This is a genomic window from Rhizobium sp. BK418 (assembly GCF_004341105.1).
Taxonomy (GTDB): Bacteria; Pseudomonadota; Alphaproteobacteria; order Rhizobiales; family Rhizobiaceae; genus Rhizobium.
Window position 1 is genome coordinate 233,685 of sequence record NZ_SLZK01000001.1, and the last position, 17,123, is coordinate 250,807.

18 protein-coding genes are annotated in these 17,123 nt (G+C 60.3%); 5 read left to right on the top strand and 13 right to left on the bottom strand.

The window, feature by feature from the left end; translation table 11 throughout:
- Window positions 1–57 precede the first annotated feature (57 nt).
- The gene (locus EV281_RS01145; protein ID WP_132651142.1) at window positions 58–2,226 is read left to right on the top strand and encodes a Wzz/FepE/Etk N-terminal domain-containing protein; all 2,169 of its coding nucleotides are present in this window, start codon (window positions 58–60) and stop codon (window positions 2,224–2,226) included.
- 38 nt (window positions 2,227–2,264) lie between these two features.
- Here EV281_RS01145 and EV281_RS01150 read toward each other — a convergent pair whose 3' ends face one another.
- Window positions 2,265–3,500 (bottom strand): GNAT family N-acetyltransferase, encoded by a 1,236-nt coding sequence (locus EV281_RS01150; protein ID WP_132651143.1) that lies wholly within the window; start codon window positions 3,498–3,500, stop codon window positions 2,265–2,267.
- Window positions 3,501–3,625: 125 nt separating this feature from the next.
- Window positions 3,626–3,835, bottom strand: a complete 210-nt coding sequence (locus tag EV281_RS01155) for a DUF2842 domain-containing protein (protein WP_132651144.1) — start codon at window positions 3,833–3,835, stop codon at window positions 3,626–3,628.
- 115 nt (window positions 3,836–3,950) lie between these two features.
- Here EV281_RS01155 and EV281_RS01160 point away from each other — a divergent pair, with 115 nt between their 5' ends.
- A complete protein-coding gene (locus tag EV281_RS01160) occupies window positions 3,951–5,054 on the top strand; it encodes a COX15/CtaA family protein (protein WP_132651145.1) in 1,104 nt (367 codons plus the stop codon).
- Window positions 5,055–5,183: 129 nt separating this feature from the next.
- Window positions 5,184–5,351 (top strand): hypothetical protein, encoded by a 168-nt coding sequence (locus EV281_RS30990; protein ID WP_165911819.1) that lies wholly within the window; start codon window positions 5,184–5,186, stop codon window positions 5,349–5,351.
- A gap of 87 nt (window positions 5,352–5,438) precedes the next feature.
- Here EV281_RS30990 and EV281_RS01165 read toward each other — a convergent pair whose 3' ends face one another.
- The 8 genes from EV281_RS01165 to cml form a co-directional block, all read right to left on the bottom strand.
- On the bottom strand, window positions 5,439–5,792 hold the full coding sequence (locus tag EV281_RS01165) for a VOC family protein (protein WP_132651146.1): 354 nt from the start codon (window positions 5,790–5,792) through the stop codon (window positions 5,439–5,441).
- 101 nt (window positions 5,793–5,893) lie between these two features.
- On the bottom strand, window positions 5,894–7,714 hold the full coding sequence (locus EV281_RS01170) for an ABC transporter ATP-binding protein (protein ID WP_132651147.1): 1,821 nt from the start codon (window positions 7,712–7,714) through the stop codon (window positions 5,894–5,896).
- Between the two features lie 200 nt (window positions 7,715–7,914).
- Window positions 7,915–8,679, bottom strand: coding sequence for a DUF4239 domain-containing protein (locus EV281_RS01175; protein WP_132651148.1), 765 nt, complete (start codon window positions 8,677–8,679; stop codon window positions 7,915–7,917).
- Between the two features lie 61 nt (window positions 8,680–8,740).
- Window positions 8,741–9,532, bottom strand: coding sequence for a sulfite exporter TauE/SafE family protein (locus EV281_RS01180; protein WP_132651149.1), 792 nt, complete (start codon window positions 9,530–9,532; stop codon window positions 8,741–8,743).
- Window positions 9,533–9,616: 84 nt separating this feature from the next.
- A complete protein-coding gene (gene argC / locus EV281_RS01185) occupies window positions 9,617–10,540 on the bottom strand; it encodes an N-acetyl-gamma-glutamyl-phosphate reductase (RefSeq protein ID WP_132651150.1) in 924 nt (307 codons plus the stop codon).
- Between the two features lie 80 nt (window positions 10,541–10,620).
- A complete protein-coding gene (gene speB, locus EV281_RS01190; protein WP_132651151.1) occupies window positions 10,621–11,574 on the bottom strand; it encodes an agmatinase in 954 nt (317 codons plus the stop codon).
- Window positions 11,564–11,932, bottom strand: coding sequence for an antibiotic biosynthesis monooxygenase (locus EV281_RS01195; RefSeq protein WP_132651152.1), 369 nt, complete (start codon window positions 11,930–11,932; stop codon window positions 11,564–11,566). Before EV281_RS01195 ends, speB begins: the two co-directional genes overlap by 11 nt.
- A 107-nt stretch (window positions 11,933–12,039) precedes the next feature.
- Window positions 12,040–13,233, bottom strand: a complete 1,194-nt coding sequence (cml, locus tag EV281_RS01200) for a CmlA/FloR family chloramphenicol efflux MFS transporter (RefSeq protein WP_184327372.1) — start codon at window positions 13,231–13,233, stop codon at window positions 12,040–12,042.
- A gap of 274 nt (window positions 13,234–13,507) precedes the next feature.
- On the opposite strand from cml, the gene EV281_RS01205 reads away from it, so the two are divergent.
- Complete coding sequence (locus EV281_RS01205; RefSeq protein ID WP_132651154.1) at window positions 13,508–13,885, top strand: VOC family protein; 378 nt, start codon at window positions 13,508–13,510, stop codon at window positions 13,883–13,885.
- A 52-nt stretch (window positions 13,886–13,937) separates the two neighbouring features.
- Here the strand turns inward: EV281_RS01205 and rpsI are convergent, their stop codons facing one another.
- The gene (rpsI, locus tag EV281_RS01210; RefSeq protein ID WP_132651155.1) at window positions 13,938–14,411 is read right to left on the bottom strand and encodes a 30S ribosomal protein S9; all 474 of its coding nucleotides are present in this window, start codon (window positions 14,409–14,411) and stop codon (window positions 13,938–13,940) included.
- 2 nt (window positions 14,412–14,413) lie between these two features.
- The gene (gene rplM, locus EV281_RS01215) at window positions 14,414–14,878 is read right to left on the bottom strand and encodes a 50S ribosomal protein L13 (protein WP_132651156.1); all 465 of its coding nucleotides are present in this window, start codon (window positions 14,876–14,878) and stop codon (window positions 14,414–14,416) included.
- A gap of 351 nt (window positions 14,879–15,229) precedes the next feature.
- Between rplM and EV281_RS01220 the strand changes: the two genes are divergently transcribed.
- Window positions 15,230–16,063 carry an enoyl-CoA hydratase gene (locus EV281_RS01220; RefSeq protein ID WP_132651157.1) on the top strand — a complete coding sequence of 278 codons (834 nt, stop codon included), beginning with the start codon at window positions 15,230–15,232 and terminating at the stop codon, window positions 16,061–16,063.
- Here EV281_RS01220 and EV281_RS01225 read toward each other — a convergent pair whose 3' ends face one another.
- Window positions 16,064–16,900 (bottom strand): EamA family transporter, encoded by an 837-nt coding sequence (locus EV281_RS01225; RefSeq protein ID WP_132651158.1) that lies wholly within the window; start codon window positions 16,898–16,900, stop codon window positions 16,064–16,066. It abuts the gene before it with no gap.
- Window positions 16,901–17,123 lie beyond the last annotated feature (223 nt).

Below are 17,123 nucleotides of genomic sequence, written 5' to 3' on the forward strand. Positions count from 1 at the left end.
AACCGTTGAGTTACCATGATCGTTTACGCTTGAGGCAGTTTGTATCGGAGTATGAGCATGTCCCGCGTAGCGAGTGATCAGGATGTGGACATCGACCTCGGCCAGCTTGCGCGCGCGGTCTGGGCACGTCGTCTGAGAATATTGTCGATCACCGCATTGGGTGCGGCTGTTGCCTTTGCCGGCGCCAAGATGATCTCGCCGCAATATCGCAGTGAAACGCGTCTTCTCATCGAGCCGCGGGCTCCAGCCTTCGCCAATACACAGACGACTGACGCCAATGCCGGACCGCTGCTCGACGAGCTGAACATCGCGAGCCAGGTGCAGCTTCTGCAATCGGCCGACCTCATCAAGCAGGTCATCAGCAATCTGAAGCTCTACAACCTGCCGGAATTCGATGACGCGGCGAACGGTTCGGCACTCGGCGATATCCTGGTGAAGCTCCACCTGAAGAAGAACCCGCTCGAAAATCCGCCGGAGGAGCGCGTCATTGACGCCTTCACCGAGCGGCTGCAGGTCTATCAGGTCCCCGGTTCGCGAGTGATCGGTATCACCTTCACGTCGAAAGATCCCAAGCTCGCCGCCAGCATTCCGAATGCCATGGCACAAGTCTATCTCGCGGTCCAGAGCGGTGCCAAGCTCGATTCCAATTCGGAAGCCACTCGCTGGCTGGAACCGGAGATCGACAGCCTGCGCCAGAAGGTGAACGAGGCGGAGAAGAAGGTCGCCGACTACCGCACCACTCATGGTCTGCTGCAGACCAATGGCACGACGACCTTTCCCGCACAGCAGCTCAACGATATTTCCGTGGAGCTTACCCGCGTGCGCACCGACAAAGCGAATGCCGAGGCGAGGGCACAGGCCGTGCGCAATGCGCTGTCATCGGGCGAAGCTTCCGACACGCTGCCCGACATCATGTCCTCGCAGTCGATTCAGCGCCTGAAGGCAACTGAATCCGGCCTGCAGTCGCAGATCTCGGACCTGCAGACGAGTCTGCTCAACAATCATCCGCGGCTGAAGAGTCTGCGGGCCCAGCTTGCCGATATCCGCACGCAGATCCGCCAGGAAACGCAGAAGATTCTGGCAAGTATCGAGAATGAGACAAAGGTCGCCGATCTGCGCGCAAAGGAGCTGGAGCAGCAGTCCGACAGGCTGCAGGCCAATAGTGCCAAGGCAGGCGAGGACGAAGTCGGCCTGAACGCGCTGGAGCGTGAGGCAAACGCCCAGCGCCAGCTTCTCGAAACCTATCTCGTTCGTTATCGCGAGGCTGCTTCCCGCGCCGACCGCAATTCCAGTCCGGCAGACGCCCGTATCGTTTCGAAGGCGATCGAGCAGGTCGATCCCTATTTCCCGAAGGTCGTGCCGATCGTCATCGTTGCCGCCGTCGCGACATTCATCATGAGCGCGATCGTCATCATGCTCTCCGAACTCTTCAGCGGCCGCGCGCTTCGCCCGGTCGAACCTCGCATGATCGAAGACAGGGTGGAGGAAGATGGGCAGGGCAACGCGGCCCCCATTCCTGCGGGAACTGCCCCCACTCCCGCCGCAAAGCTTGTCACGCCCAGCATGTTGACGGCAGCCATCGATGATGAGGAGCCGGAAGCTGAGCCGGCCGAGGAACCGCCTGTCGACGAAAACGAATTCTCCGTCTCCTCTGTCGCGACCTATCTCGCCGACAGCCGCGCACCGCTTGCTGTTTCCATATCTCCGACCGGTGACAATGGCTCTGCTGCAACCGTTGCCTTGGCGCGGTTGCTCGCCGATGACGGACGCCGCGTGATCCTGATCGACATGACGGGCTCGGGTTATCCGACCGAATTGATGGCCGAGAATCCCGAGGCACTCGGCGTCACCGATCTGCTCTGCGGCGAGGCCGCCTTCGGCGAGACGATCCACGGCGACCGGCTTTCCGATGCGCATCTGATCCCGCAGGGTGTCAGCGACGTGCGCCGCGCGATGCGGGGCGTCGACAGGCTCTCGCTGCTGCTCGATGCACTGTCCTCTGCTTACGATATTGTGCTCGTGGAATGCGGCGCGGCCGATGTTGCGGGCGTTTCGCGGTTGACGCGCAGCAAGGAAATCGAGGTCATCCTGTCGCTACCGGAGATCGACGAGAGTGCTTTCGTCGGCCTGATGCAGAACTTCCAGAGCGCCGGTTACGAGCGGGTGGTTTTGATGTCGGGTGGTGAAGAGGCCGCGATGCGCAGCCCCGCGCGCCACGCGGCCTGATCCTTTAAGCTGCCGCCGGGCACTTTTGCGCGGCCTACTTACCCGGCTTTCGCCCGGATGTTCTGGGCGAATTTGTAGAGAGCAGGCCGGGCCTTGATGAAGGCCTTGCCGCGGGTGATCGCCCGGTGCGCCGCACCGGCTGCGATGCCGACGCCGGAGAGTGGCAAAACGACATCGTAATGATCCGTTTCGACCGGCGCCCAGGAGCGCTTGTAGGTCTGATCGCCGAGGCCGAAATCGAAGAGTGCCACTCCCTTGTCATGCAGGCTTGAGATCATCTGCCAGAAGAGGAATTCGCCGGGGCTGGTATCCGCAACCAAATCCTCATCAATCGCGCCGAACTGGCAGATGACATGGTCACCCTTCCGGGAAATTCCCGACAGCGCGGCGATGCGCCCCTCATAGTCGCCCTTCAGGCGAAGGGCACGCATCCGCAGGCCGAAATTGTCGCCATTCCCCCTGTCGATCAGGCCGTGCAGGAAGGCCTTGGTTTCCGTATCCGCAAAAACATCGGGCAGGCCGAGCGAGGCGAAGCGGGCGCTTTTCAGACGGAAGAACATGTCGAGCAGTTCGTGCTGCTCCGAGGACGTTTCCGGCGCGATATAATCGAAGCCGCCGATGGCTTCGAGCCGCCGGCTCTGCGCCCGGAATTTTTTGCGTCGGCTCTTGGCGTTCAGCTGCTGCAACGTCTTCTCGAACGTATCGAGGAACGGGAGCTGGTAGGCATGGTTCTGGTTCTGCACCAAGGGCAGGCCGGCAAGCATATTGCGGCGGCCGCGCCACTCTAGTGGAATGTTCTGCAGGAGAAGCAGATCGGCCTTGCCGGCGAGTGCTGCACGAAGGTGGTCGGCAAGGTGTTGGTGATCCACCTTCTCGCTGTTTTCGGCAAAGGCCTGCGAGAAGAGGCCGGTATTGATATTGCTGTGATCAGCGCCGATGAATTTGGCGATCCGCACACCGCGCAAGGCGACGATCTCCACCGGCAGGATGAAGGCGGTTTGGCCGCCGCTCGTGCCGCGCAGGATGGCGAGCGGACGGCGGAAGGCGGCCACCCAGGCTGCGCACCAATCATAGCTCTGGTGCAGCGAGGAAAGGTTGTCGCGTTCAAACGCGCGCCATTCCTCTTCGAGTGGCTCCATTCTGTCGAAAAGCTGGATGTCGAGTTCGGCCATGGCGAGTTTCACGCTGAGTTGTCGCAGCCGGGAAATGCCGGCTTCGGCTTGCGCCACAGCGTCGAACGGTTGTTCAAGGACATCGAGCCTCTGCGTCTGCACGGTTTTTTCTCCGGTCGAGAGATTGCTGCAGAGGAAGCTAGAGCGGGCAGACGTATATTTGGTTTAACGGCCGCGTCAGGGCGAGGTTTTCCGCAGATCAGGGTTATCCCGCCGTTAATCGGGTCCTACTGCTGTTTCGGACCGGCCATCCACTTGATGATGACCATGGCTGGCAGCACCCAGAGCAGGCCGGTGAGCGCGAAGTAAAGCAGATGCCCCCACCAGGGTGCATTGCCGAGCGTCGCGACCGCGATGGTATTGGCCACAATCGCATAGAAAAGCACGAGGATGATGATCAGGATCGTGCCGATGAATTTGCGAAGGCGGACGGGCATCGTATAACTTTCGAACGGATGGGACTGAGCCGGCGCGACGGCATGCCGCAAAGGTTCGGGGCTTGTTTTGCATCAGCCGGTGGGGCAAATCAACTGCCGGATAAAAGGAGAGATCATGGCCGTCGCGAACCTGAGCCCGGAGCAGGCGATCCGCACTGAGGTGCGTAGGCAGAACAATAACCGCCGCGCGGTTCGCATCTGGCTGGGTTTCGTGCTTCTGGCGCTCTTCTGTCTCGTGTTGGTGGGCGGCGCGACGCGGCTTACCAATTCCGGTCTCTCCATCACCGAATGGAAGCCGATCCACGGTGTCATCCCGCCGCTCAACGCTGCCGAGTGGGAAGAGGAATTCAAGCTCTACCAGCGTATCCCCGAATTTCAGCAACTGAACAGCGACATGACCGTGGAGCAGTTCAAGGGCATCTTTTGGTGGGAATGGGCACACAGGCTGATCGCCCGCGGAATCGGTGTGATCTTCGCACTGCCGCTGATCTTTTTCTGGGCGACCGGCCGGATTGAGAAGCGCCTGCGCTGGCCGCTCGCCGGCATTCTTGCGCTCGGCGGCCTGCAGGGCTTCATCGGCTGGTGGATGGTCTCCTCCGGCCTTGCGGTGCGTACCGACGTCAGCCAATACCGCCTTGCCACTCATCTCGTCATGGCTTGCCTGATCTTCGCCGCCTGCATGTGGATCATGCGTGGGCTCTCGCCGCATGCGGACGATCCGGCGCCGACGAAGAATTCCCACCGCTGGGCTGCTGCGATCGCCATCTTCTCGCTCTTCCAGATCTATCTCGGCGCGCTGGTGGCCGGCCTCGACGCGGGCTTCACCTATAATACCTGGCCTCTGATGGATGGCGCCGTCGTGCCTTCGGATCTCTTCATCCAGCAGCCGTTCTGGATCAATCTGTTCGAGAACCCGAAGACGGTGCAGTTCATCCACCGTCTGGGGGCCTATACGCTCTTTGCGCTGGCGCTCGTCAACATGGTGATTGCGTTGCGCGCCGCATCCTGGACCACCCATGCGCGCCGAACTGTAGTGCTCTTTGCGCTCGTCACCATCCAGGCGGCGATCGGCATCACGACGCTGCTGCTCGAGGTGCCCTTGCATTGGGGCCTGCTGCACCAGGCAGGTGCCCTCGTTGTCTTCGGTTTTGCCGTCGCCAACTGGCGCGGTTTTTACGGCGAATATTCCCGCACAACTGTTATCGCCGAGCGCGACTGAGCAGGGGGCAGCTGCTCCCGGATCGCAGAAGAGTGAACGAGATCAATGCGATAAGTCCTCGCTTGTTTTCGCCGTGACATGCTAGATTATGATCTGGCGTATGGGCGATCCTATGACGGGGGTGTTCAGATGAGCAGATTTCGCACGTTCGTAATGGCCGGCGTGCTGATCGCGCTTTCCGCAATTGCTTCGGGCTGCACATCGACGGAACGGTATGACTATGGCGAGGATACGTCGCTCAACCCGGCCTGCGCCGGCGGTTTCCGTCCGAGCAACAATCGCCCATGCACCTATTGAGTGGATACCGCTACCAGCTTCCGACAAAGACCGAAATGGCCAGCAGTTGACCGGTCAGAATGTTCGCGAGGAACAGGCGCAGCCTCATCAGCCCGCATGGGAGAGGATATTCAGCAGCTTTCCACTGGGATCGCGAATAAAGAAACGACGAACGCCCCAGGGCTCGTCGGCCGGCCCATATACGATCGCATGCCCGCCCGTCACAGCGCGTTGATAGATCTCGTCCACATCATCGACTTCAATCGAAATGTCGGGCACAGCGGCTCCCGATCCGCCTTCCGTCGCGATTCCGATCTGGGTGAGTGCTCGCTGGTCGGACGCAAGGGTGACGATCCAGCCATGATCCATGACGATATTAAGGTCGAACAGCTTTGAATAGAAATTTCCCACCTCTTCAATGGAATCGGTGGCGATATTCGGGACGATGCGCAGCACTGTCATGATGTTCCTTCCTCCGGCTGAATAGAACTATTAGTTGATCGATTTGCGGAACAATTCAGGTCTCGTCTGCCGAATCGTTCCGCATGTCGTCGTCTCAGTCCTCAGATACTGGCCTGCAGCCCATAGAGATTGGCATAGATGCCGCCGCTTTCCATCAGCCTGTCGTGATTGCCCTCCTCGACGATGCCGTCACCGGTGAGCACCAGAATACGGTCGGCATGGCGGATCGTCGAAAGACGGTGCGCGATGACGAGGGTCGTGCGCCCCTTGGCAAGCGTCAGGAAGGCCTGCTGCACGGCACGCTCGCTTTCATTGTCGAGCGCGCTCGTCGCTTCATCGAAGATGAGGATGGCCGGGTTCTTGAGGAAGGCGCGGGCGATCGTCAGCCGCTGGCGCTGCCCGCCCGACAGTTTCACGCCGCGCTGGCCAATATCGGTCTGATAGCCCAGCGGCAATGCCATGATGAATTCATGTGCATGGGCAGCGCGGGCCGCAGCTTCCACCTCTTCGTCCGTCGCATCTGGACGGCCATAACGCAGGTTATCCGCGACCGTGCCGGCGAAGAGATAGACATCTTGCTGCACCACGCCGAGATGGCGGCGCAGCGAGGCGAGCGTTACATCGCGGATATCGGTGCCGTCGATTTCGATCGAACCGCCGGTGACATCGTAGAAGCGCGGAAGCAGCGCGCAAAGCGTGCTCTTGCCCACACCAGACGGGCCGACAAGTGCGACGAATTCGCCCGGCCGGATTGTCAGCGACAGATTGCTCAGCACTTCCGCGCCGTCCTCGTAGCTGAAATCGACATGCGAGAGCCGGATCTCTCCCTTCGGCGCGTGCAATTCGCCGGCCGAAGGGCGATCCACCACGTCGGGGTCGATCTCCAGGATCTCCATCGCCCGCACGAAGCCCGTATAGCCCTCCTGCCAAAGACGGGCGAGGTTGGCCATGCGCTTGACCGGATCGACCAGGACGCCAACGCAGAGCAGGAAGGTCAGAAGATCGGCAATGGTGAGCTCCGCCGCAAGGATGCGCAGCCCGCCGAGGATGATGACCAGAAGCGTGATGATTTGGGCGAAGGTCTCCGCGCCGGCAGAGAACCAGGCTTCGCTGCGATAGCCGTCGGCGCGGCTCTGAAGGAAGCGCCTGTTCAGGACGGCAAAGCGCTTCCGCTCCAGATCTTCGTTGGCAAAGGACTGGACGACGCGGATACCCGCCAGCGCATCCTCAACTCTTTCATTGACGGCGGCGATCTCCTGCTTGCTCGCATCGAGCGCACGGCTCATGCGCCGGTTGAAGTGCAGCGCATAGGCCACGGCAAAAGGCGTTAGAAGCAGGATCAGAAATGCAAGCTGCGGATCGATGAAGACCAGCACCGCCATGGCGCCGCTATATTTGAGCATGGCGATCAGCAAGTCTTCCGGCCCGTGATGGAAGAGTTCGCCGAGCCAGAACGAATCGCCGACGATGCGGCTCATCAATTGTCCTGTCCGGTGCCGGTCGTAGAAGCCGAAGGACAGCTTCTGGCAATGGTCGAACAGTTCCTGCCGGATATTGGCCTCGATATGCGCGCCCATCATGTGGCCGCGATAATCGACGAAGAAGATGGCGGCTGTCTCGATCGCCACGATGGCCAGCATAAGGCTGCCCATACCGAGGATCTGCCAATAGGCCGAAGAGATATCCTTGAGCTCGATAAGTTGGCTCATGACGATGTTGGCGCAGAGCGGCAAGGCCACCGCCGCAGCAGCGACGACGATGGCGCAGCCGATATCCGCCATGAGCAGCGGAAGATGCGGCCGGAAATAGGACAAGAACTTGTACAGGCGCAGCCGACGCCTGTTTTGGGGCTGTGAGGCGGTTGAGAAGTTAAGGTTAAGACGCGGCGGGTTTTTCCTCGCGCGTGAAAGCAAACTGGACATGAAGACGGATATCCTGAGTGTTGATCTTGTTTTCTTGGTTGCTCAGGATCGTTTTCATGAATGCCTCCCGTTGGGACGGAACAATGGGTAGCGCGCTAATCAGGCAGCGCCGATGTCGCTTTCAGCGTGCTGCTTCTACCGCAAAATGCAGCGCAAGGCGATAGGCTTTTGCATGTGGCCGCGATTGCAATCGGTTCTACTCACGGATCAGGTCCGCTGATCTCCTCCTGCAATCGCTCGAAGGCTGTCGGGAAGAGCGTGGCGGGCGGACTGTAGGGATTGGAGAAGGCATAGATGAAGAAGAGGATGATGCCGGTAAAGATGCCGAAGATCGATAGCAGCAGCAGGTTGCGGCCGTCGGGCGCGTAAGGGTAGTAGCCGATGGCGGTGAAGATCACACCCGAAACCGCCGCGAACCAGAAGATCGGGCTAAGGGAGTCGGTGCCGCTGTTTTCCCGCCGGTCGCGGGATTCCGAGATCATATGGATCTCTTCGAGCATGTGGCTGCGCAGGCTCTCCTGCTTGGCATTGGTGGGAGCCAGTTCGAGAATCTTCAGATAGGCGATGTTCCACTGATCCCACGCTGCCGAAGAAAGCTCGCCGGTGCGCCCGAGTTCGCTCCACTCCTGCTCGATGACGATGCGGACATAGTCTTTCAGCGCCCTCTGGATCGGTGCTTGCGCCTCCGGACCGTAGCGCTCGGCATCATAAAAAACATCGCCGACCGCATTGCTTTCCACCGCGCTTTCCGTCCGCAAGGCCTGATATTCAATCATTTCCTGCGCGAAAACGAGGGCAAGTATCAGTGCGTGCAGGCTGGCAATGCGGGTGATGACAGAACTTGCCAGTTCCCTGTCTCGCCCGCCCGGGTCACCGCCCATGACCAGATACATGACATAATAGGCCGCAAGCACGGTTGCGGTCGTTCCTCCGATGATGGCAATGCCAATCAGAACCGATATCATGAAATTCCCCTCGCAGGGGAGTGTATGGCCTTCGTGGCGGGCGGGCAATCGTAGTCGGGCGCTATCGAAGCAGACTGTCGAAGACGGGCAAGCCGCCGATCGCCGAGACCGCAATCAGGATGTAGCAGGCCATGCGGAAGGTGCTTTCCTTCGCGAGCCCGAACAGTTTTGAACCGCTCCAGAGGCCGACCGCGTACGCCGGCAGTGTGGTGATCGTCAGCGCAAAGACCGCGGAGACGAAGAGACCGCCGAAATAATAGCTGACGAAGCTGAAGATGGTGGAGATCGAGAAGTATAGAATGACGTTCGAACGCACACGGGTGAAGTTGCTGGCACCCCCGAGCCAATAGGCGACCACAGGCGGACCGCCGAGTTGTGCCGCACCGCTGAAGAGGCCGGCGATGAGGCCGATTGCGGCAGTGAGCGGTGCCACCGGCCTGCCGTGATAGCGCCAGCCGGAAATAAGCAGTGCCAGCAAACCGATCGCAATGCCTGAGATGGCCCAGCGCAGGGCGAGCGGATCCAAAAGCGCCAGCGCTGCTGTTCCGGCGGGGACCCCAATTGCTGCGCCAACGGCCATTGTGAAGACCTCCTGCCTGTCCGCGGCTCGCCAGGCGGCAGGGATCATGCCGAGTGTGGCAAGCCCGTCGATCAAGAGCAGCACGGGGGAAGTGAGCTTCGGCCCGATGACGGCACCAGCCAACGGTATGAAGATGAGCGCTGCGCCGAAACCGGAAAAGCCGCGCGCCAGGCCAGCCACGAAAGCGAAGGCGATCAGCGCGGAGATGCCGTGATCGGGCAGCGCGGCATCAAACCAGGCGCGCAGGCCGGTCAGCACCGCTTCGAGCGTCATCGGTCGGCTCCGCATTCCGGATGGAAGGACAGGGCAGGACGCCCTGTCTTCGTTAAATCGTCTGAAACAGGCAAATGCCTGATGTCAGACGCCCAGCATCAGGTCCATGTTCTGTACGGCGGCGCCCGAGGCACCCTTGCCGAGATTGTCGTAGACGGCGACTAGCAGCGCCTGCGCGACATCGTCATTGGCAAAGACGTGCAGGCGCATGCGGTTAGTGTTGTTGTAGATTTCCGGGTCGAGTTCCGGCGTGCGCTCCGAGGCTTCGAAGGGAGCGACCTCGACGAAGCCCTTGATGCCGGCATAATAATCGGCGATCGCAGCGTGGAGGTCGGCGCCCTTCGGCACTTTCGGCAGATGCGAGAGCTGCAGCGGCACGGTCACGACCATGCCCTGCGCGAAATTGCCGACGACCGGCTGGAAAAACGGCACGCGTCCAAGCTTGGCATAACGCTGCAGCTCCGGCAGGTGCTTGTGCTTGAAGGTCAGGCCGTAAGGCATGTATTCGGGCGCATCCTCGCCCTTGGCGACGTAGTCCTCGATCATCGTACGGCCGCCGCCGGAATAGCCGGAGATGCCGTTGACCGTGACGGGAAAATCGGCCGGGACCAGACCGGCTTCGATCAGCGGGCGCAGCATGGCGATCGGCCCCTGCGGCCAGCAGCCGGGGTTGGCGACGCGTTTGGCCGAGGCGATGATACCGGCCTGTTCCTTGCTCATTTCCGGAAAGCCATAAGCCCAGCCTTCTGCGACACGATGAGCCGTCGAAGCGTCGATCACCTTGGTGCTGCCGTTCTCGATCAGGCTGACACTTTCCTTCGCGGCATCGTCAGGCAGGCAAAGGATGGCGATATCGGCTTCGTTCAGCAGGGCGGCGCGCACGGCCTTGTCCTTACGGCTTTCAGTCGGGATCGACAGCAGCTCAAGATCGCGACGTTCCGCCAGACGCTCGCGGATCTGCAGACCCGTCGTTCCAGCTTCGCCATCGATGAAGATCTTTGCTGCCATGATTATCCTGCACTTTCAGCGGGTTCGGGTTGTTTCCGGAATCAGTTTGCCACGAAGTTGAATCAATTTGATAACGGCATTCAAATTGCCGTCGCGCGCCGTTCGGCGTGGAGGCCCAGCATATACATCGCGACCGTCGCCCCCGCAATGGCGGTGATATCGGCGTGATCATAGGGCGGAGAGACTTCGACGACGTCGGCGCCTCTGACATCGAGCTGTTTCAGCCGCTGCAATGTGGAGAGAATTTTCGCGCTGGAAGGGCCGCCCGAAACCGGCGTGCCAGTGCCGGGCGCATAGGCCGGATCCAGGCAATCGATATCGAAGGTCAGGTATGCGGGCGAGCCCTTCGTATGGGTGATGATTGCAGAGGCGATATCGCTAGCGCTCATTTCCTCGATCTGATGACCGTAGAGGATGTGAATACCGAAATCCTCGGGCGCATGGGTGCGGATGCCGATCTGGATCGAACGGTCGGGATCGATAAGGCCGGCGCGCACCGCACGCGCCACGAAGGAGCCGTGGTCGATACGCCGCTCTTCGTCGAACCAGGTGTCCTGATGTGCGTCGAATTGCACGAGCGCCAGCGGGCCGTGCCGCGCGACATGCGCCTTCAAGAGCGGCCAGGTGACATAATGGTCGCCGCCGAGCGTGAGCAGGAAGGCGCCGCTGTCGAGGATGGCGCCCGCCTGCCGCTCGATGGCGGCGGGCGTATCCTGATGATTGCCGTAGTCGAGCAGGCAGTCGCCATAGTCGATGACGGCCATCTCGGCGAAGAGATCGCGCTGGAACGGATATTGTGGATCATTGTCGAAGATCGCCGACGCCCGGCGGATCGCCTGCGGCCCGAAGCGTGTGCCTGGCCGGTTAGAGGTCGCCGCATCGAAAGGGATGCCCCAGACGACGGCATCGACGCCGGTCAGATCCTTGGTGAAGCGGCGGCGCATGAAGGAAAGCGCGCCGGCAAAGGTCGGGTCGGAGGCGATCGATGTCAGGCTCTGTGCGGTGAAGGCATGGTCGATTGACTTATTTGCCATGGTCAGGACCTTCCTCCGCGGTGAATTCATAGGCGCGTTCTACCCGCGCAATGCGAACCTTATATTGCTTGTACCAGCGCTCGCGGCCAAGCCGCTGGGCGGCCAGATGGCTCACCACCTGCTTCCAGGCCCTCAGGCTTTCCTCATCCGCCCAATAGGAATTGGTGATCCCGAAGCCATCGGCATCTCGGGCGCTTTCGGCCCCCAGACAGCCCGGCTGCTGCAACGCCAACTCCGCCATCCGATCGGACATGGCGCCGTAGCCGTTATCGCCTTTGGTGCGAATAGAGGAGAAGGTAACGATGTAATATGGAGGCTCGGGTGTGGCGGCGAAGGGCGAGGGCTGGGCGGTCGACATGTGCGGGTTCCTTGTCACTATAGGAAGGGGTAGGTGAGCTTCTGACAGATTTCAAGGAATCACATTTCAGGGCAAGGCGGCGGATCTTCTCCGCCGCCCTTTTGGTCTCAGCCGCGAGCGCGGATGAGGCGTAACGCAAGCAGGGTGATGATACTCATCATCGTGCAATAGCCGGCGAGCGGCCATGCCGTATTGCCGTCCAGTAGCAGCACGAAGAGCGTGCCGACGCAGCCGACGATAAGGCTTTCGACACAGAAATAGAGCGCGACAGCCGTTCCGGCTGTTTGGCCAAAGGCCGCCAGCGCACCGTTCGCTGTGACCGCGGTCGTCAGCACGATACCGCCAGCAATGATCCACATGGGCAGGACGAAGCTGACGAACGATGGAGCAAGCAGCACTTCACCGATGCCGAGGAACAATGCGCCGACAAGAAGCATGCCCATGCCGCGGGCGAGGCTACCGGCCATTCCCCATCGTGCGACGAAGCGGCCAGCGAAACGTGCTGAGATGATCATCACCGCCGCTGCCGTGGCAAAGGAGAGGCTGAAGGCGAGACCCGAAAAACCGGCATGATCGATGAGCACACGAGGTGCGGTGGAAAAGAATACGAAGAAGGCTCCCATCGCCGCGCTGAAGCCTGTCGTGTAGGTCCAGAAATGTGCATTCGCCAGGATCGTGCCTATGCTGATCGGCGTCTTGGCCGATGTCTCAGGTCTCGTTTCGTGCCAGCCCCGCAGCGCATTGAGGATCGCTGCGACCATCAGCCCGCTGAGCAGCAGGAAGATGGCACGCCATCCGACATGATCGGCAACCAGTGCGCCGGCGATCGGTCCAAGCGCTGGCACGAAGGAGAGGATCGCGCCAAGCAGGCTGTAGATGACGGCGCCTTCCGGCCTTACGGCATAGATGTCGCGCACCGTTGCAAAGGTCGCCACAAGTGCCGCCGACGCGCCTGTCGCCTGCAGCAGTCGCAGCATGAGGAATAGTGCGGCCGACGAGGTGGCTGCGAGCAGCAGTGAGGAAGCCGCAAACAGCAGTGCGCCGCCAAGCAGCACTGGGCGCCGACCGATCCGGTCCGACAGAGGCCCGAAGAGCATCTGTCCGGCACCAAGAATGAGCATGTAAAGGCTCAGCGTCAGTTGAACGACTGTCGCCGAGGTGCCGAGTGCTTCAGGCATCTTCGGAACGACGGGGAGATAGATATCCATGGCAAGCGAGGCTAGGATATCGAAGGGCGCCAGCAGCAGCAGCGCGGCCGGCAGGGAGCAAGTCCAGTTTCTGTTTTCGGAAGGCATGGATATTCATCCGCTCGAATGAGTTCATTCGACGGCGATCTGCCTTCTCATCACTGTGTGGATTGGTCGGACAGATGCCGCAACAACATCAAAAGGTTGCTGCGGCGAATCTGTCTGCGGACGGGGTGGCTCCCATCTCAGGTCCTGTCTTGTCTGGTCTGAATATGGTACCGCTTTACCAGTGTCGGGCATCGACGACAATAGGTGATCGCCAATGCGTTGACTTCGCAAATTGCTTCCAAGAAGCTGCGCCGACCGAACCAGGAAGGAGCCACGGGCAATGTTCGATCACATTTCAATCGGGGTAAAAAGCCTCGAGAGATCACGCCAATTCTACGACGCGGCACTGGCACCGCTCGGTTACGAGCGGCTGTCGAATTTCGATGGAACGATGGGATATGGCGCCGAACGGCCGGCCTTCTGGGTCAGCGAAGTGGAGCGCCCGGTGCCGGCAGATCGCGGCTCTGGCCTGCATTTTTGCTTTGTTGCCACGAGCGAGGAGGCTGTCAAAGCCTTCCATGCCGCAGCCCTTGCCAATGGCGGCGAGGATAACGGTTCGCCCGGCATCCGCCCGGATTACGGGCAGTTCTATTATGCAGCCTTCGTCATCGATCCGGACGGCTATCGGCTCGAAGCCTTCTTCAACAAGCCGGAATAAAGAAAAGGCCGGGCGTGAGCCCGGCCTCCATGAAAGCATATCCAGAAAGCGATTAGCGCTTCGAGAACTGGAACGAACGGCGGGCCTTGGCCTTACCATACTTCTTACGTTCAACGACGCGGCTGTCGCGGGTCAGGAAGCCACCCTTCTTCAGGACCGAGCGCAGGCCCGGTTCGAAGTAGGTGAGTGCCTTGGACAAACCGTGGCGAACAGCACCGGCCTGGCCGGAGAGGCCGCCGCCGGCAACGGTTGCGATGATGTCGAACTGGCCGTCACGGGCAGCCGCGACAATCGGCTGACGCAGGATCATCTGCAGAACCGGACGGGCGAAGTAAGCCGTGAAGTCCTTGCCGTTGACGATGATCTTGCCGGAGCCGGCCTTGACCCAAACGCGGGCGACGGCGTCCTTGCGCTTGCCGGTCGCATAGGAGCGGCCAAGCGAGTCGACCTTGCGGACGTGAGCCGGAGCGGCAACAGCAGCTTCCGACGACGTGCCGAGATCCTTCAGGGAGGAAAGGTCAGCCATTATCAGGCGCTCCTTACGTTCTTCTTGTTCAGCGTTGCGACGTCGAGGACGGTCGGCTGCTGTGCTTCGTGGGGATGGTTCGGGCCGGCGTAAACGCGCAGGTTCTTCATCTGGCGACGGCCGAGCGGACCGCGCGGAACCATGCGCTCAACAGCCTTCTCGAGGACGCGCTCCGGGAAGCGGCCTTCGATGATCTGACGAGCGGTACGCTCCTTGATGCCGCCTGCATAACCGGTGTGCCAGTAGTAAACCTTGTCAGAATACTTCTTGCCGGTGAAAACGACCTTTTCAGCGTTGATGACGATAACGTTGTCGCCGTCGTCAACGTGAGGCGTGAAAGTTGCCTTGTGCTTGCCACGCAGACGCATAGCGATGATGGAAGCGAGACGACCGACGACGAGCCCTTCGGCGTCGATGACGACCCACTTCTTCTCCACCTCTGCAGGCTTCTGGGAGAAGGTTACCATAATTGTTACTCTCTCTTGGATCCCCATGCCCGAAGGCGAAGGGGCGTTTCTTGTTGCTTGGCTTTGGTCAGCCATAAGACGACCAAAAAGAAAGCAGCCCCGAGAGGCTGCATTTCTGGCGCGGCTTATAACGGCAATCACCTATAGGGTCAATACAAACGCTTTCGGCAACAAGAAAAATAAACAAGCAAAAACAGTTATTTAGAGATGAGGTATTGACATACCTCACTTTAATGCGCCCGAAAGCTCGAAGTTTTACCCTTCATAGGCACTGCTGCGCCGTATTCGGCTCGAAATCGCCGCACCCTTATGGCACAAGAGCCGAACGGAGACAGCACACAGGACTATGCCATGGCCGAGATCGTATCCTTCCGCAAGGACAACAACAATTCGGGCGAGGGCGCCCTGGTGCTTCGCCAGCTTTCCGGCGGCATATTGCGTCTGACGCTCAACAATCCGCCGGCCCACGTCCTGTCGATATCGATGATGGAAACGCTGATGGGCGAACTTCAGGGGGCCGGCGGCGACGACAATGTGCGTGTCGTCGTCATCGCTTCGACCGGCAACGTTTTTTCCGCCGGTCATGACTTGAAGGAGCTGACGGCTCATCGCGCCGACGAGGATGGTGGCGTCGCCTTCTTCGAGGAAACCTTTGCGCTGGCCGCCGACCTGATGCTGGAGATCACTCGCCTGCCGAAGCCGGTCATTGCAGAGATCGACGGTCTCGCGACGGCCGCAGGCTGCCAGCTTGTTGCGAGCTGCGATCTCGCGATCTGCACGGATACGTCCACCTTCTGCACGCCGGGCGTCAACATCGGCCTTTTCTGCTCGACGCCTTCTGTTGCCGTCTCGCGCGCCGCTCATCGCAAGCAGGCAATGGAAATGCTGCTGACAGGCGAAACGATTGACGCCTCCACTGCCAAGGACTTCGGTCTCGTCAACCGTATAGTGCCGAAGCAGTATCTCACGCAGGTGGTCAGCAAATATGCTTCCGTCATCGCCTCGAAATCGCCGCAGGCTCTGAGGATCGGCAAGGAAGCCTTCTACCGGCAATTGGAGATGCCGATTGCGGAAGCCTACGATTATGCCGCAAGCATCATGGTCGACAGCATGCTGACCGGCGATGCACAGGAAGGGATCAGTGCGTTCCTTGGCAAGCGCACGCCCGAATGGAAGGACGAGTGATCAGGCGAGCTTCAGGATCAGTCCGCCGAGCGCGATGATGACACCGGCGAGATAGCGCCAGACGCTGGCCTTTTCCTTCAGCACCACAACCGAGATGACGAGAGCAAAAAGGATGGCGGTTTCGCGCAGCGCCGCCACCGTCGCGACCGGTGCCCTCGTCATCGCCCAGAGCGCCAGCCCATAGGAGGCAATCGAGCCTGCGCCGCCAATCAGCCCCCGCCACCAGTTGCGGCGGATATGTTTGCCGACGGTCGGCAGACCACGCTGCGAGATCGCCCAGGCGAACAGCAGAACCGGCGGCAGCAACGACATCCAGAGCGTATAGGAAACCGCATTGCCGGAAAGCCGTGCGCCGATACCATCCACATAGGTATAGGTGGCGATGACGCAGGCATTCATCAGGGCGAGCACAATGGCGTGGCGGCTGCCATGGCGAGCTTCGAAGGCAAGTGTCATAATGCCGGCGCAGATCGTCATCGTGCCGATAATCGCCCCACCCGTTAGATTTTCGCCGAGGATGAAGCCGCTGGTCGCGACGATCAGCAGTGGAGCGCCGCCGCGCATCAATGGATAGACGAGGCCGATATCGCCCGCCCGATAGGCTGCGGCGACCAGCTGGAAATAGGCAAACTGTAGGATGGCGGAGGCGCCGATAAAGGGCCAGGCCTGTGGTTGCGGCAAAGGTAGCAGCGGAAGGAAAGGCACCGATGCGACCGCACCGCCCGCCGAGATCAGCGCAGCATCAAGCGACTTATCGGTGCCGGCTTTGATGATCGCATTCCATGTCGCATGCAGAAGAGCACCGAAAAGGACGAGAAGAACGACGTCGAGAGCCAAGATGAATGTTCCGGAGCAGTGCAACAAGACATGGGAAAACACTACAGCTTTCCCGTTTAGAACGGACCTTAAAATGACAACCTGTGTTTGCGCGATTTAAGGCACCGCCGTACCGGCATGTTCAAATTTCGGATAGCATGGATCGATCTGGCGAACAATTGCCCATAGTTGTGGCAATTTCTGCGTGCGCTCGAAATACGTTCAATCGCGCCCACCTCACTCA

What these genes read in the sequence shown, in the direction of transcription:
- EV281_RS01170 (WP_132651147.1), bottom strand. Translation starts at nt 7,714, where the DNA reads ATGTCCAGTTTGCTTTCACGCGCGAGGAAAAACCCGCCGCGTCTTAAC.
- EV281_RS01175 (WP_132651148.1), bottom strand. Translation starts at nt 8,679, where the DNA reads ATGATATCGGTTCTGATTGGCATTGCCATCATCGGAGGAACGACCGCA.
- EV281_RS01145 (WP_132651142.1), top strand. Translation starts at nt 58, where the DNA reads ATGTCCCGCGTAGCGAGTGATCAGGATGTGGACATCGACCTCGGCCAG.
- rplM (WP_132651156.1), bottom strand. Translation starts at nt 14,878, where the DNA reads ATGGTAACCTTCTCCCAGAAGCCTGCAGAGGTGGAGAAGAAGTGGGTC.
- rpsI (WP_132651155.1), bottom strand. Translation starts at nt 14,411, where the DNA reads ATGGCTGACCTTTCCTCCCTGAAGGATCTCGGCACGTCGTCGGAAGCT.
- speB (WP_132651151.1), bottom strand. Translation starts at nt 11,574, where the DNA reads ATGGCAAATAAGTCAATCGACCATGCCTTCACCGCACAGAGCCTGACA.
- argC (WP_132651150.1), bottom strand. Translation starts at nt 10,540, where the DNA reads ATGGCAGCAAAGATCTTCATCGATGGCGAAGCTGGAACGACGGGTCTG.
- EV281_RS01160 (WP_132651145.1), top strand. Translation starts at nt 3,951, where the DNA reads ATGGCCGTCGCGAACCTGAGCCCGGAGCAGGCGATCCGCACTGAGGTG.
- EV281_RS30990 (WP_165911819.1), top strand. Translation starts at nt 5,184, where the DNA reads ATGAGCAGATTTCGCACGTTCGTAATGGCCGGCGTGCTGATCGCGCTT.
- EV281_RS01220 (WP_132651157.1), top strand. Translation starts at nt 15,230, where the DNA reads ATGGCCGAGATCGTATCCTTCCGCAAGGACAACAACAATTCGGGCGAG.
- EV281_RS01180 (WP_132651149.1), bottom strand. Translation starts at nt 9,532, where the DNA reads ATGACGCTCGAAGCGGTGCTGACCGGCCTGCGCGCCTGGTTTGATGCC.
- EV281_RS01205 (WP_132651154.1), top strand. Translation starts at nt 13,508, where the DNA reads ATGTTCGATCACATTTCAATCGGGGTAAAAAGCCTCGAGAGATCACGC.
- EV281_RS01195 (WP_132651152.1), bottom strand. Translation starts at nt 11,932, where the DNA reads ATGTCGACCGCCCAGCCCTCGCCCTTCGCCGCCACACCCGAGCCTCCA.
- EV281_RS01165 (WP_132651146.1), bottom strand. Translation starts at nt 5,792, where the DNA reads ATGACAGTGCTGCGCATCGTCCCGAATATCGCCACCGATTCCATTGAA.
- EV281_RS01155 (WP_132651144.1), bottom strand. Translation starts at nt 3,835, where the DNA reads ATGCCCGTCCGCCTTCGCAAATTCATCGGCACGATCCTGATCATCATC.